General features: G+C 72.3%; 14 protein-coding genes and 1 pseudogene. 7 read left to right on the forward strand and 8 right to left on the reverse strand.

Annotated features, from left to right (window positions below; genetic code table 11):
- Positions 1-94: 94 nt before the first annotated feature.
- Positions 95-1,267, reverse strand: coding sequence for a LacI family DNA-binding transcriptional regulator (locus ACWCXC_RS12720; protein ID WP_450680567.1), 1,173 nt, complete (start codon positions 1,265-1,267; stop codon positions 95-97).
- A gap of 133 nt (positions 1,268-1,400) precedes the next feature.
- Between ACWCXC_RS12720 and ACWCXC_RS12725 the strand changes: the two genes are divergently transcribed.
- Genes ACWCXC_RS12725 through ACWCXC_RS12735 form a run of 3 tightly spaced genes read left to right on the forward strand, consistent with a single transcriptional unit; the run spans position 1,401 to position 4,559 of the window.
- Complete coding sequence (locus tag ACWCXC_RS12725; protein WP_450680566.1) at positions 1,401-2,552, forward strand: Gfo/Idh/MocA family protein; 1,152 nt, start codon at positions 1,401-1,403, stop codon at positions 2,550-2,552.
- A 37-nt stretch (positions 2,553-2,589) separates the two neighbouring features.
- Complete coding sequence (locus tag ACWCXC_RS12730) at positions 2,590-3,735, forward strand: dihydrodipicolinate synthase family protein (protein WP_450888545.1); 1,146 nt, start codon at positions 2,590-2,592, stop codon at positions 3,733-3,735.
- On the forward strand, positions 3,732-4,559 hold the full coding sequence (locus ACWCXC_RS12735) for a sugar phosphate isomerase/epimerase family protein (RefSeq protein WP_450680564.1): 828 nt from the start codon (positions 3,732-3,734) through the stop codon (positions 4,557-4,559). The genes ACWCXC_RS12730 and ACWCXC_RS12735 overlap by 4 nt, the downstream gene beginning before the upstream one ends.
- 203 nt (positions 4,560-4,762) lie before the next feature.
- On the opposite strand, the gene ACWCXC_RS12740 is transcribed toward ACWCXC_RS12735, so the two are convergent.
- Positions 4,763-5,332 carry a hypothetical protein gene (locus ACWCXC_RS12740; RefSeq protein ID WP_450680563.1) on the reverse strand — a complete coding sequence of 190 codons (570 nt, stop codon included), beginning with the start codon at positions 5,330-5,332 and terminating at the stop codon, positions 4,763-4,765.
- Positions 5,333-5,648: 316 nt separating this feature from the next.
- Between ACWCXC_RS12740 and ACWCXC_RS12745 the strand changes: the two genes are divergently transcribed.
- Positions 5,649-7,598, forward strand: a complete 1,950-nt coding sequence (locus ACWCXC_RS12745) for a serine/threonine-protein kinase (RefSeq protein ID WP_450888548.1) — start codon at positions 5,649-5,651, stop codon at positions 7,596-7,598.
- On the opposite strand, the gene ACWCXC_RS12750 is transcribed toward ACWCXC_RS12745, so the two are convergent.
- Entirely contained in the window at positions 7,583-7,810 is a 228-nt protein-coding gene (locus ACWCXC_RS12750; RefSeq protein WP_450888550.1) for a DUF397 domain-containing protein, read from the reverse strand. The genes ACWCXC_RS12745 and ACWCXC_RS12750 overlap by 16 nt on opposite strands.
- Positions 7,768-8,622: a helix-turn-helix domain-containing protein gene (locus tag ACWCXC_RS12755; protein ID WP_450888552.1), complete on the reverse strand. Its 855-nt coding sequence runs from the start codon at positions 8,620-8,622 to the stop codon at positions 7,768-7,770. Before ACWCXC_RS12755 ends, ACWCXC_RS12750 begins: the two co-directional genes overlap by 43 nt.
- Positions 8,623-8,775: 153 nt before the next feature.
- On the opposite strand from ACWCXC_RS12755, the gene ACWCXC_RS12760 reads away from it, so the two are divergent.
- Positions 8,776-9,102, forward strand: coding sequence for a hypothetical protein (locus ACWCXC_RS12760; protein WP_450888554.1), 327 nt, complete (start codon positions 8,776-8,778; stop codon positions 9,100-9,102).
- Here ACWCXC_RS12760 and ACWCXC_RS12765 read toward each other — a convergent pair.
- Positions 9,088-9,447 (reverse strand): winged helix-turn-helix transcriptional regulator, encoded by a 360-nt coding sequence (locus ACWCXC_RS12765; RefSeq protein ID WP_450888626.1) that lies wholly within the window; start codon positions 9,445-9,447, stop codon positions 9,088-9,090. The two genes, ACWCXC_RS12760 and ACWCXC_RS12765, sit on opposite strands and share 15 nt — an antisense overlap.
- A 146-nt stretch (positions 9,448-9,593) precedes the next feature.
- Between ACWCXC_RS12765 and ACWCXC_RS12770 the strand changes: the two genes are divergently transcribed.
- On the forward strand, positions 9,594-10,238 hold the full coding sequence (locus tag ACWCXC_RS12770) for an NAD(P)-dependent oxidoreductase (RefSeq protein WP_450680557.1): 645 nt from the start codon (positions 9,594-9,596) through the stop codon (positions 10,236-10,238).
- Positions 10,239-10,294: 56 nt separating this feature from the next.
- On the opposite strand, the pseudogene ACWCXC_RS12775 reads toward ACWCXC_RS12770, so the two are convergent.
- The 3 genes and pseudogenes from ACWCXC_RS12775 to ACWCXC_RS12785 form a co-directional block, all read right to left on the reverse strand.
- Positions 10,295-10,495 (reverse strand): annotated as a pseudogene (locus tag ACWCXC_RS12775) (type II toxin-antitoxin system Phd/YefM family antitoxin); the annotation flags it as partial.
- A gap of 12 nt (positions 10,496-10,507) precedes the next feature.
- Positions 10,508-10,978, reverse strand: coding sequence for a hypothetical protein (locus ACWCXC_RS12780; protein WP_450888556.1), 471 nt, complete (start codon positions 10,976-10,978; stop codon positions 10,508-10,510).
- On the reverse strand, positions 10,975-11,274 hold the full coding sequence (locus ACWCXC_RS12785; RefSeq protein WP_450888558.1) for a hypothetical protein: 300 nt from the start codon (positions 11,272-11,274) through the stop codon (positions 10,975-10,977). Before ACWCXC_RS12785 ends, ACWCXC_RS12780 begins: the two co-directional genes overlap by 4 nt.
- 107 nt (positions 11,275-11,381) lie before the next feature.
- On the opposite strand from ACWCXC_RS12785, the gene recD2 reads away from it, so the two are divergent.
- Positions 11,382-13,736 carry an SF1B family DNA helicase RecD2 gene (gene recD2, locus ACWCXC_RS12790; RefSeq protein ID WP_450888560.1) on the forward strand — a complete coding sequence of 785 codons (2,355 nt, stop codon included), beginning with the start codon at positions 11,382-11,384 and terminating at the stop codon, positions 13,734-13,736.
- Positions 13,737-13,800: the final 64 nt, after the last annotated feature.

Genomic DNA, 13,800 nt, shown 5'->3' on the forward strand with positions numbered 1-13,800 from the left:
GTTCCTTCCGTCGGTAGGGGCGGCAGCCTAGAAGCCGATTCCTGGGCACCGCTCAGGGGCACCGCCCAGGGGTGGACACCGCCCCGCGCCCGCCTCACCGCCGGGGCGCCGCCGTCGACCCCCGGACCATCAGTTCGGCCGCGATCGTCGCGATGCCGCCCGGCGGCGGGGCCTCCTTGCCGGTGGCGAGGCGGCCCGCCCGCGCGCCCGCCTCGACGAGGGGCAGGCGCACGGTCGTCAGGGCGGGGACGGCGTCCACGGAGAACGGGAGGTCGTCGAAGCCCGCCACCGAGACGTCCTCCGGGATGCGCAGGCCCTGGTCGCGGATGGCCGCCGCCGCGCCGAGCGCCACGGTGTCGTTGGCGGCGACGACGGCGGTGATCTCGGGTTCGCGGCGCAGGAGTTCGACGGTGGCCTCGTAGCCGGAACGCCGGTCGTACGAACCGTGCACGGTCAGCCGGTCCTCGTCCGGGCCCGCCGGATGGCCGTCCCCGGCCGTGCCGTCCCCGTACCGCCGCACCGCGGGGCCGTCCCCGGCCGAGCCGTCGCCGCCGGGCCCGGTGACCGCCGAGCCGTCCCCGTAGAGCCCGGCCGCCGCCAGGGCCTCCCGGTGGCCCTCCAGGCGGTGGCGGGTGGTGGTGCGCTCGACGGGGCCCGCGACATAGCCGATCGTGCGGTGGCCCAGCGAGAGCAGATGCTCCGTGAGGCGCCGGCCGCCGCCCCGGTTGTCGAAGGCCAGCGCGGCCAGCACCGAGGAGTTGTCGGCCAGCGGCGGGCGCCCGCACAGGACGACCCGGGTCCCCGCGTCCGCGAGCTTCGCCAGCTTCGCGGAAACGGCGGCCTGGTGGGCCGGGTCCTCGACCGCGCCGCCGGTGAGGACGACGGCGGCGGCGCGCTGGCGCTGGAGCAGGGTCAGATAGGTCAGTTCGCGCTCCGGGGTGCCCCCGGTGTTGCAGACGATGGCCAGCTTCTCGCCGCCCGCCCGGCCCGAACCGTCGCCCGGACCTCCGATCTCCGTCTGGGCCGCGCCCGCCATGATCCCGAAGAACGGGTCGGCGATGTCGTTGACCAGGATGCCGATCAGGTCCGAGGTGGACGCGGCCAGCGAACTGGCGGGTCCGTTGAGCACGTAGTCCAGATCGTCCACCGCCCGCAGCACCCGCTCCCTGGTGGACGCGGCCACCGGGTAGTTGCCGTTCAGCACGCGGGAGACGGTGGCGGGGGACACCCGGGCGCGGGCCGCCACGTCCGCCAGGGTGACTGTCATCGCATTCCTCCGAGGAGTGGTGAGGGGGCGGGGCCGGACCGATCAGCGCGCCCCCTCTTGTCCGGGCCGCTGTCGGCAGGCTAGCGTCATACCGCATAGAAAGCGCTTGCTACGGCTGTATGGAGGAACTTTCGTGACACGCAGGACAGTGCGCATCGCCATGAACGGCGTCACGGGGCGCATGGGTTACCGGCAGCACCTGCTGCGCTCGGTCCTCGCGATCCGCGAGCAGGGGGGCCTCGATCTCGGCGACGGCAACGTGCTGTGGCCCGAGCCGGTCCTCGTCGGCCGCCGCGCCCACGCGCTGGAGGAACTGGCCGCCCGGCACGGGCTGACCGAGTGGTCGACCGACCTGGACGCGGTCCTCGCCGACGACACCGTCGACATCTACTTCGACGCCCAGGTGACCTCGGCCCGGGTCGAGGCGATCAAGAAGGCCGTCGCGGCCGGCAAGCACATCTACACCGAGAAGCCGACCGCCACCGACGTCGAGGGCGCCCTGGAGCTGGCCCGCCTCGCCCGGGACGCCGGCGTCAAGCACGGCGTCGTCCAGGACAAGATCTTCCTGCCGGGCCTGCTGAAGCTGAAGCGGCTGATCGACGGCGGCTTCTTCGGCGAGATCCTGTCCGTCCGGGGCGAGTTCGGCTACTGGGTCTTCGAGGGAGACTGGCAGGAGGCCCAGCGCCCCTCGTGGAACTACCGCGCGGAGGACGGCGGCGGCATCGTCGTGGACATGTTCCCGCACTGGGAGTACGTGCTCCACGAGCTGTTCGGCCGGGTCACCACCGTCCAGGCGCACGTCCAGACGCACATCCCCGAGCGCCGCGACGAGCACGGCAAGCCGTACGCCGCGACGGCCGACGACGCCGCCTACGGGATCTTCCAGCTGGAGGGCGGCGCGGTCGCCCAGATCAACTCCTCCTGGGCGGTGCGGGTCAACCGCGACGAGCTGGTCGAGTTCCAGGTCGACGGCACCCACGGCTCCGCCGTCGCGGGCCTGCGCAACTGCCGCGTCCAGCACCGCTCGGCGACCCCCAAGCCGGTCTGGAACCCGGACCTCCCGGTCACCGAGTCCTTCCGCGACCAGTGGCAGGAGGTCCCCGACAACGCGGCCTTCGACAACGGCTTCAAGGCCCAGTGGGAGCTGTTCCTGCGCCACGTCGTGCTCGACGAGCCCTACACCTGGGACCTGATGGCGGGCGCCCGGGGCGTCCAGCTCGCGGAGCTGGGCCTGAAGTCCCACGCGGAGGGCCGCCGCCTGGACGTCCCCGAGCTGTCGCTGTGACCGGCCGCCTTCCGCTCGGACCCCTGGAGCTCTCGCCGTGACCATCCACCTCCCGCAGGGCCCGTACGAGCCCCGCACCACCCCGCTCGACCTGGCCCCCGGCGGGGCGCCGCTCGCCTCCCGGACGGTCTTCTCCGCCGCCCATGTCGTGGCCGATCCGTACGCCGACGTCTGCCCCGACTCGCCGGCCGCCGTCGACTGGGGCGCCACCCTGGCCTTCCGCCGCCACCTCTGGTCGCACGGCCTGGGCGTCGCGGAGGCCATGGACACCGCCCAGCGTGGCATGGGCCTGGACTGGGCCGGTGCCGCCGAGCTGATCCGCCGCTCGGCCGCCGAGGCCAGGGCCGTCGGCGGCCGGATCGCCTGCGGCGTCGGCACCGACCAGCTCCCGGCCGGACCGGCCACGCTCGCGGAGGTCCGCGCCGCGTACGAGGAGCAGTTGGCACACGTCGAGGAGAGCGGGGCCCAGGCCATCCTGATGGCCTCCCGCGCCCTCGCCGCCGTCGCGCGCGGCCCGCAGGACTATCTGGAGACGTACGCCCACCTGCTGCGCCAGGCGTCCGAACCGGTCGTCCTGCACTGGCTCGGCCCGATGTTCGACCCCGCGCTGGAGGGGTACTGGGGCTCCGCCGACCTGGACGCGGCCACCGACACCTTCCTCCAGGTCATCGCCGAGCACCCCGACAAGGTGGACGGCATCAAGATGTCGCTGCTGGACGCGGAGCGCGAGATCGACGTCCGCCGCCGGCTGCCCTCCGGGGTCCGCTGCTACACGGGCGACGACTTCAACTACCCGGAGCTGATCGCGGGCGACGACCGGGGCTTCAGCCACGCGCTGCTCGGCATCTTCGACCCGCTGGGCCCGCTGGCCGCGCACGCGGTGCGGGTCCTGGACACCGGGGACACCAAGGCGTTCCGCGAACTCCTCGATCCCACGGTCGAGTTGTCGCGCCACCTGTTCCAGGCGCCGACCCGCTACTACAAGACGGGCGTGGTGTTCCTGGCCTGGCTGGCCGGCCACCAGGACCACTTCACGATGGTCGGGGGCCTCCAGTCGGCCCGTTCGCTGCCGCACCTGGCGACGGCGTACGAACTCGCCGACCGACTGGGCCTGTTCCCCGATCCGGAGCTGGCCGAGTCCCGCATGCGCGCCCTCCTCGCGGTGAACGGGGGCGTCCGATGAGCGACGGCCGTCTCTCGATCAACCAGGAGACCATCAAGCAGTGGTCGCTGCCGGAGCTGGCCGAGGGCTGTGCGAAGGCGGGGATCGACAAGGTCGGCCTGTGGCGGGCCCCGGTGCGGGAGTACGGCGTCGAGCGCACCGCCGCCCTCCTCGCCGACCACGGCCTGTCCGTCACCAGCCTGTGCCGGGGCGGCTTCCTGACCGCCGCCGACCCGGCCGCGCGCGCCACCGCCCTGGACGACAACCGCGCCGCGATCGACGAGGCGGCGGGCGTCGGCACGGACACCCTGGTCCTCGTCTCCGGCGGCCTTCCCGAGGGCGACAAGGACCTGTACGCGGCCCGCGAGCGCATCGCGGACGCGCTTGCCGAACTGGCCCCCTACGCGGCCGAGCGCGGGGTGCGCCTGGCCATCGAGCCGCTGCACCCGATGTTCGCCTCGGACCGCTGCGTGGTCTCGACGCTCTCCCAGGCCCTGGACCTCGCGGAGCGCTTCCCGGCCGACCGGGTGGGCGTGGTCGTGGACACCTACCACCTGTGGTGGGACGACCAGGCCCCCGCCCAGATCGCGCGGGCCGGTGCGGGCGGACGCATCCACTCCTTCCAGCTCGCGGACTGGATCACCCCGCTCCCGGCGGGCGTCCTGCTCGGACGCGGCCAGCTCGGCGACGGCAGCGTGGACTTCCGCTTCTTCCGCCGGGCGGTGGAGGCGGCGGGCTTCGACGGCCCCATCGAGGTGGAGATCTTCAACGAGGACCTGTGGGCGCGTGACGGCGCGGAGGTCCTGGCGGAGGTGGCGGCCCGGTACGCCGAGCACGCCTGCTGACAGCGGTTCCCGCCCCGGGGACCGGCCGCGCGGTCGGGTCGCGGTTCCCCGGGGGCCCGGCTGTGCGGTCCGGGTCCCGGGGGGAGGGGGCTGCCACGGCCCTGACGTCAGGTCCGGGCCGTGGCGGCGCCCCGTCCCGTCAGGTCCGGGCTGTGACGGCGCCCCGTCCCGTCAGGTCCGGGCTGTGACGGCCCCCGCCCGGACTACATTCCGGCGACGGAGCCGCAGGTGATGCTGCCCTCGACGGTGATCTCGTCGCCCTTCATCTCGGCCGGCCCGAGCTTCAGCCCGGCGACGGTGACCTCCCAGGTGCTGCCGTTCTTCTTGCTGGTGATGCCGGGCGCGGAGGTGGCCAGATAGGTCGTGCCGTCCTGCGTGACCAGCGTGGTCATCGCCTTTCCGTCGCTCAGGACGGCGGTGAAGGACGGCTTGGCCGGGTCGGAACTCCCGGAGTTGTCGGGTGCGTTGACGGCGGCCAGCTTTCCGGCCAGCACCGCGCAGGTCACCTCCGCGATGGATGCCTCGCCGCTGGCGCCCCCGCTGTACGTGAGGCGCGCGGAGCCCTTGCTCGACCCCGTCTCACCGACATCGGAACCGGAGTCCTTCGCATCGTCCTGCCCGGCCTCGGCCGGGGCGCTGGCAGCGCCCTTGCCCGCACCGTCGGACGCGGCGTCCTTTCCGGAGCCCCCGTCGTCCGACGAGCAGCCGGTCAGGGTGAAGGCGGCCGCGGCGAGCGCGACGAGGGGGAGGGGGAGGACACGGGAGCGGAACACACGCAGCACCTTTCGGGGGGCTTCACGGAACGCACACCGTACAGGCGCACGACGCGCGGACGACAGCGCTCCAGGCCCCGGCACCGAGCGGCACCCCGCCCGCACAGCGGTCGCCGCCGGGCGTCAACGGCCGCCCCGCGTACGTGTAACAGCCCGGCATCAGCCGGACGGAGACGGCCCGAAGTGGTTCCACCCGGTGAGCCATGTGCACCAGACTGATCGCCTGTTGCATCAAGTCGCCTGTGAATCAGTCACGTTCGGGCGACGGCTGCTCTTCGGTGGTGCGGAGGGCCGGACTTACGGGGAGCGCTCGACCATGACCAGCGTGCACGACGGCGGCAACGGGGACGCCGGGGGCAACGGGGGCAGCCGGGACGCCGGAGACTCCGGGGGCGAGATCGGCGGCATCAAGCCCCTCACCTCCGCCGATCCGGTCCGCATCGGCCCCTATCTGCTGCTCGGCCGGCTCGGCGCGGGCGGCATGGGCCGGGTCTACCTCGCCCGCTCCGAGGGCGGCCGGACGGTGGCGGTGAAGGTCGTCCACGCGGAACACGTGGCCGATCCGCAGTTCCGCGCCCGCTTCCGGCGGGAGGTCGACGCGGCCCGCCGGGTCGGCGCCCGGTTCACGGCACCCGTCCTGGACGCCGCGCCCGACGAGGAGTTCCCCTGGGTGGCCACCGGGTACGTCCCCGGGCTCTCCCTCGAACAGATCGTCCGGGGCCACGGCCCGCTCCCGCCCGCCACCGTCCTCGCCCTGGCCGACGGACTGCTGCGCGCGCTGGGTGACATCCACGCGGCGGGCATCGTCCACCGCGACCTCAAGCCGTCGAACGTCATGGTCACGGTCGACGGCCCGAAGGTCATCGACTTCGGGATCGCCCGCGCCGTCGAGACGGCCGTCGAGTCCCTGACCAGTACGGGCATGGTGATCGGCACCCCCGGTTTCATGGCCCCGGAGCAGATCCGGGGGCAGGAGGCTGGCCCGGCCAGCGACGTCTTCACCCTCGGCTGCGTCCTCACGTACGCGGCCACCGGACGCCTTCCCTTCGCCAACGGGGTCAGCAATCAGCACGCCGTGATGTACCAGATCGTCGAGGCCGAGCCCGAACTCGACGGCATCGACGACCCCGCCCTGCGCACCCTCATCACCCGCCTCCTGACGAAGTCCGCCACCGCCCGCCCCACGGTGGACGCCCTGCTGGCCGGCCTGGAACCCGCCGCCGGCACCCCCGCCTGGCTCCCCGCCGAGGTCGTCGGCCACCTCGCCCGCCAGTCCGCCCGCCTCCTCGACGCCGAGGCCGCGCCCGTACGCGAGGAGACCGACCGGGGCACGCTGCCGCTGGGCCGCCCGGGACGGACCCCGACGGAGGCGCCGCCCGCCGCCCCGGACCCGGCCCCCGTGCCGGAGCCGGTCCCGGCGCGGCCGGCCGCCTCCACCCACCCGGACCCGCCGAAGCCGAAGCCCGCCGCCGAGAAGCGCCGCCGCCGCTTGTTCGTGGCCCTCCCCGTGATCATCGTCCTGGGCGGAGGCGGCGGCACCCTGGCCGTCCTCCAGCCCTTCAGCCACGACACGGACACCGGAGCCCACACCTCCCCGCCCTCCGCCACGGCGAGCGTCACCCCCGGCACCCCGTCCTCACCCCCGCCGGCCACCGGCACCGCCTCCCCGAAGGGCGACAAGAGCCCCCAGGCCGACCGGACCAAGGAGGGCGCCGAGGACGGCAAGGACACCACCGACACCACCACCCCCGACGGCGGCGGCACCCCCTCCCGAGGGACGACGTCCGGCGGCGGAGGCACCACCGGCTCCACCACGACCACAGGCGGCGGCGGTACCGGCGGCACCAGCGGCGGCACCACCAAGCCCGGCACCACCACGACCACCGGCGGCAGCGGTTCGGGCTCCGGCTCCACGGACGGCGGCTCCGGCGGCGGCAGCAGCAGCACCGTCCCCGCGTCCTTCGTCGGCACCTGGAAGTACGGCGAGACCTACAACATCAACCAGCCCGCCACCGTCGTCATCTCCTCCAACGGCACGGTCCGCCTCTCGGAGATCTCCTTCACCGACTGCGTCTACGTCGGCCGCGTCGTCTCCCGGGCCAACGGCGGCAGCCGCATCAACGTCAGCTCCGCCGACCTCGCGAGCGGCACCCCCGGCCCCTGCTCGTCCACCATCGAAGCGTCCTACTTCACCCTCAACGGCAGCGGCATCCAGCACAACGTCGGCCCCGCCGCCGGGGACGGGTACTTCTACAAGCGGGGCTGACGGGTGTCCTTGATCGCGCTGACGAACGACGTCCACCCTGCGGCGGAGAACACGATGACCGGCCCGGCGGCGGCCTTGCTGTCGCGGACGGGGACGACGGGGTGGCCTGCGGCGACCTCCAGGCATTCGCCGTTGTTTCCGCCGCTGTAGCTGGACTTGAACCAGCCGGTCAGCGCGGTGCTGTCGACGATGACGTCCCCGGCGTTGAGCATGATTCGTGTTCCTTCGCGATAGCCCTGACCAGTGCTACCGATTCGTCGAGCGAAGCGGCGTTGCTGAGGGCGAGGTTATAGGACGTGTGGCAGGCAGCAACTGTTGCCGGATCATCCATCAGGTTTCCGGTATGAAGGCCCTCCGCGTAGGCAAGGGGGGCGCCGTCCGCGAAGGTCAGGAGGTAGACCATGCCTTCCAGGAGTGCGTGCGCCCCGGCCACGAGGGGCAGTACATGCATCCGCAGGCGTCCGGCCTCCGTCATGTCAGCGATCTTGTGCAGTTGCTCCGCCATCACCGCTGGTCCACCGATCCGCCGCCTGAGAGCGGCCTCATCGAGCAGAACCCAGGCCGTTGGGACATGCGGCCGGTCAAGGATGAGGCCTCGTCGCCCGCGACTGACTACGAACTCGTCAAGCTCTTCTGCGGTGTAGTTCGGCCGATACGCCTTGAACACCGCCCGTGAATACGCGCTGGTCTGGAGCAATCCCGGAACGAGCGCGGCACCGTACAGGCGGATCTCCGTCGCCTCGGACTCCAAGTCCGCGACGGTCGCGAAGTATCGCGCGAACACCGTGTCCAGGTCCTCCAGCCACCTGACAAAGAACCCGTCAGTCCCCAACGCCCGGTCAATCCGCTGTGCGTCATCCGGTTTGGGGAGCCGCCGCCCCGCCTCCCAGTGGCTGATCAACGTGGGCGAGCAGACCACCTGCTCGCTCAGAACCTCCTGCGTCAGCCCGGCCGCGATGCGGCGCAGCCGCAACTCCTCGCCGTACTTCTGCCGAGGGCTGCGCGGCGTTCGCTTCGTTCCCATGGTGCCCAACTCCCCGTTCCGACGGGTCCTGACGCCCGTGCTGTCATCCCCGCCCCCCTGGCAGCGTAGCGACGGCCGACCGCACTCTGTGAGGGAATCACTACAGAAAGCTGTGCCCCCGCTGCGGGGGCCGAACGGGAAGCGGGCGAGGGCATGACGTACGAGAGCCAGGAGATGAGGCTGCTGCCGTGGGAGGGGCAGGACGGGAAGCCGTGCTACGTGCTCGGGGACGGTGACGGGTACGTGTCGCGGATGGCCGACGGGGTGGAGAGCGTGCAGCTCGGGATGGCGGGGGAGCTGCTGCGGCATGCGGCGGACCTGCTGGCGGACCGGAAGGTCACGGAGGCGGAACTGCACTTCCTGGCGTGCCGGTTGAAGGAGTCGCTGGCGGATGTGAAGCGGGTCGCGGAGAGCCGGGGGTCGCGGCTGGGGGGTGGGGCCGTGGTGCCGGACGGGGCGGGGGCGTCAGTGGAGGGCTGAACCGGCGGCGGCGTCCTCGTACGCCTCGCGGGCGCCCTCGACCTCGGGGAGGTGCGCGGCGGCCCAGGCGCAGCAGGCGGCCATGGGGGCGAGGAGGGAGCGGCCGAGCGGGGTGAGGTCGTAGTCGACGCGGGGCGGGGTGCCGGGGCCGACGGTACGGGTGAGGAGGCCGTCCCGCTCCATCGAACGCAGCGTCTCCGTCAGCACCTTGGGCGTGATGCCGCGCAGGGGGACCGCGAGTTCGGAGAAGCGGCGGGGGCCGTCCTCCAGGCAGCGGACGATCTTCGCGGTCCATTTGCCGCCGAGGCGGAACGGCGATTCGGTGTGGTCGCAGCCGGTGAACATCTCGGCGTCCAGGGGTTCGCTCACACCGTCGAGCGTACGGAACCGCCCTGGTGGACGCCACTATCGTTGCCGAAACCATGGGGTGCCGTCTTACCGTCGCGCCATCGGCCCGCGGGGATCGCGGGCCCTGGTGGAGGGGGTACCCCATGAGCAGGATCGTGGTGTTCGGAGCGGGCGGGCGCGCGGGGCGGCGGGCGGTCGCGGAGGCCGTGGGTCGCGGGCACCGGGTGACGGCGGTGGTACGGGACCCGGCCGCGTATCCGGGGCTCGCCGGGGACGGGGTGGACGTGGTCGCCGGGGACGTCACCGACGCGGAGAGCGTGGCGGCGGTGGCGGCCGGGCACGACGCGGCGGTGCACGCGGCGGGCCGGGTGGACGTGCCGTCGACGGAGTTCTTCGCGGGCGCGGCGCACGCGCTGCTGGCCGGGCTCGAGCGGGCGGGCGTGGCCCGGCTGGTGCTGGTCGGGATCGGGACGACGCTGGAGGCGGCGCCGGGCGTCATGCTGCACGACACCCCGGGCTTCCCGGCGGACGCCCGTACCTTCTCCCTCGGCCACGCGGCCGAACTGGACGTCCTGCGCGCCTCCGGTACGGACATCGACTGGCTGGTCCTCGCCCCGCCGCCCGTCGTCCTGGACGACGAGGCGGAGCGCACCGGCCACTACCGGACGGGCGGCCATGAACTGCTCCCGGACGCCGAGTCCTTCTCGTACGCGGATCTCGCCGTCGCCCTGATCGACGAGGCCGAAACCCCGAAGCACAGCCGCAGCCTGACGGCGGTCGCGGGCTGAGCGTGCCGTGCCGTGCGGCGCGGTCAGTTGTAGTGGGTACCGGGCCGCCCTGAGTTCTATTCGCCGTCCTCGGCATCCTCGCCGTCCGGCAGGGCCACCGGTTCGTGGTGCTCCGTCCGGCCTCCTTCGACCTCTGCGAGGGACTCCAGGAGCCGACGGGCATTGGCCGGCGAGCGCACCAGGTAGATCGTCTCCTGCCAGGAGGCGACGTCCTGCTCCGACATGAGCACCGCATTTCCCTTGCGACAAGTGATGTGGGCGCTCATCCGTCAGACGGCCACGGCCGACACGCCGGCTCCCGGCACCGTGGCGGCGTACGCCTCGATGTCGGCGGGGTCGGAGGTCAGAACGGTGCCGCCGCCGTGAGCGGCTGCGACGAAGACGGCCAGGGCGTCCACCGGGTCGGGACGTTTCTTGGGGGGCAGCGAGGCCGCGCCGATCATGTCACCCACGGTCTTCCAGTGGTCCACGGTCATTCCGCCCGCACAGGCAAGGCAGCGGGTCACTTGATCCGTCGGCGGGCGGTTCCGGGCGGCGGGATACACGACCGTGTCGGCGAGGAGGCGCTTCCACGCGTACGCGGTCTTCGGGCTCGTCCGCCATGCCTGAGCGAGAGCGGAGCCGGGGATCAGCGGCTGATGGCCACCCGCCGTCATGAAGCCTTTGTGCAGGACATGCGCCCGCCGGTCCTGATCCACCAGCGCCAGGAGCATGTCCGTGTCGTAGACGACCACGCTCACGCGGCGGCCTCGTCACGCGGGGTCCGGCCGAGAATCGCCTCGATCTCCGCCCGCTCCTCATCGGTCGGCTCGACCTCGTCCCCTGCCCACGTGCCCGTGCCCGCCTGTCGCTCGGCCTGAGCCCTGGCCTCTTCGAACGACTTGAATACTCGTCGGACACGGTCCTGCCGGTCCATCTGCTCCTGCACGGCGATCGAGAGGTAGGTGGATACGTCGAGACCGGCGTCCGCGGCATGCTCCTTGACGCGGTTGCGCAGGTCGCCCGACATGCTGACGGAGAAGCGTTCCGTTGCCATGGCACGACCGTAACACCAGGTGTTACGGTCGTGCCGCAGGTTCAGCCGGCCGAGCGCCCTCCCAGATCGCCCCCTGCGCTGTCACCCCGGCCCGATACCGTCGCCCCATGTCCACCGCGTCCACCACGCCGCCCGCTTCCTCCGCCTCCCCCTCCGCCACCTCCCCGCACCTCGCCGTCCTCGAAGGCGTGCTCGAACGGATCACGTACGCCAACGAGGAGAACGGCTACACGGTCGCGCGGGTCGACACCGGGCGGGGGAGCGGGGATCTGCTGACCGTGGTGGGGTCGCTGCTGGGGGCGCAGCCGGGGGAGTCGCTGCGGATGGAGGGGCGGTGGGGCTCGCATCCGCAGTACGGGAAGCAGTTCACCGTCGAGAACTACACGACGATTCTCCCGGCCACCATCCAGGGCATCCGCCGCTACCTCGGCTCCGGGCTGATCAAGGGCATCGGGCCGGTCATGGCGGACCGGATCACCACGCACTTCGGGGTGGACACCCTCGACATCATCGAGCGGGAGCCGAAGCGGCTGGTGGAGGTTCCGGGGCTGGGGCCGAAGCGGACGAAGATGATCGCCGTCGCCTGGGAGGAGCAGAAGGCGATCAAGGAGGTGATGGTCTTCCTCCAGAGCGTCGGGGTGTCGACGTCGATCGCGGTCCGCATCTACAAGAAGTACGAGGACGCCTCGATCTCCGTCGTGAAGAACCAGCCCTACCGGCTGGCGGCCGACGTCTGGGGCATCGGCTTCCTGACCGCCGACCGGATCGCCCAGGCCGTCGGGATTCCGCACGACAGCCCGGAGCGGGTCAAGGCGGGCCTGCAGTACGCGCTGTCGCAGTCCAGTGACCAGGGGCACTGCTTCCTGCCCGAGGAGCGGCTGATCGCGGACGGGGTGAAGCTGCTCCAGGTGGACACCGGACTCGTCATCGAGTGCCTGGCGGAGCTGGCGGAGGACCCGGAGGGGGTGGTCCGGGAGAAGGTGCCCTCGCCGGAGGGCGGCGAGCCGGTGACGGCGGTGTATCTGGTGCCGTTCCACCGGGCCGAGATCTCGCTCGCCGCTCAGGTGCGGCGGCTGCTGCGGACGCCGGAGGAGCGGCTGCCGGCCTTCGCGGACGTGGACTGGACCCGGGCGCTGCGGTGGCTCGCGGGGCGGACCGGGGCCGATCTGGCGCCGGAGCAGGAGGCCGCGGTGCGGCTCGCGCTCACCCGGAAGGTGGCGGTGCTGACCGGCGGACCCGGCTGCGGGAAGTCGTTCACGGTCCGCTCGATCGTGGAGCTGGCCCGCGCCAAACAGGCGAAGGTGGTGCTGGCCGCCCCCACCGGGCGGGCGGCCAAGCGGCTCTCCGAACTGACCGGGGCCGAGGCGTCCACCGTGCACCGGCTGCTGGAGCTGAAGCCGGGCGGCGACGCCGCGTACGACCGGGACCGGCCGCTCGACGCGGACCTCGTCGTCGTGGACGAGGCGTCCATGCTCGATCTGCTGCTCGCCAACAAACTCGTCAAGGCCGTGGCACCCGGTGCCCATCTGCTGCTCGTCGGGGACGTGGACCAACTGCCGTCCGTCGGCGCGGGCGAGGTGCTGCGCGATCTGCTCGCCGAGGGCGGGCCGGTCCCCTCGGTCCGGCTGACCACCATCTTCCGCCAGGCCCAGCAGTCCGGCGTGGTCACCAACGCCCACCGGATCAATGCGGGCAAAACACCTCTTACCGAGGGGCTTAAGGACTTCTTCCTCTTCGTCGCGGACGAGACGGAGGACGCCGGGGTGCTCGCCGTGGACGTCGCGGCCCGCCGGATTCCGGCCAAGTTCGGGCTCGACCCGCGCCGCGACGTGCAGGTCCTCGCGCCGATGCACCGGGGGCCGGCCGGGGCCGGTCATCTCAACGGGCTGCTCCAGCAGGCCATCACCCCCGGCCGCCCCGGGCTCCCCGAGAAGCGGTTCGGCGGCCGGGTCTTCCGCGTCGGTGACAAGGTCACCCAGATCCGCAACAACTACGACAAGGGCGAGAACGGCGTCTTCAACGGGACGGTCGGCGTCGTCACCGCCCTCGACCAGGACGAACAGCGGCTGACGGTCCTCACCGACGAGGACGAGGAGATCGGCTACGACTTCGACGAGCTGGACGAACTGTCCCACGCGTACGCCATGACGATCCACCGCTCCCAGGGCAGCGAGTACCCGGCGGTCGTCGTTCCGGTCACCAAGAGTGCCTGGATGATGCTCCAGCGCAACCTGCTCTACACGGCCGTCACCCGGGCCAAGAAGCTCGTCGTCCTGGTCGGCTCGCGGCAGGCGATCGGCCAGGCCGTCCGCACGGTTTCCGCAGGCAGACGCTGTAGCGCGCTCGATTTCCGGCTGCGCGGGGGGCCGGAAGGAGGACTCTCGGTAAAAATGATCGATCAAATCGGTGGGAAACATCACGGAGGTCTTCCGCAACCGCAGTCAAGGGGGCAGGATGAATAAGTTCGCGGCACTCAGTGCCGCGAGTAGGTCCAATGGACGACCCCGAGTGCACTCTCCTGAGCCA

The organism is Streptomyces sp. NPDC001515, assembly GCF_053597115.1.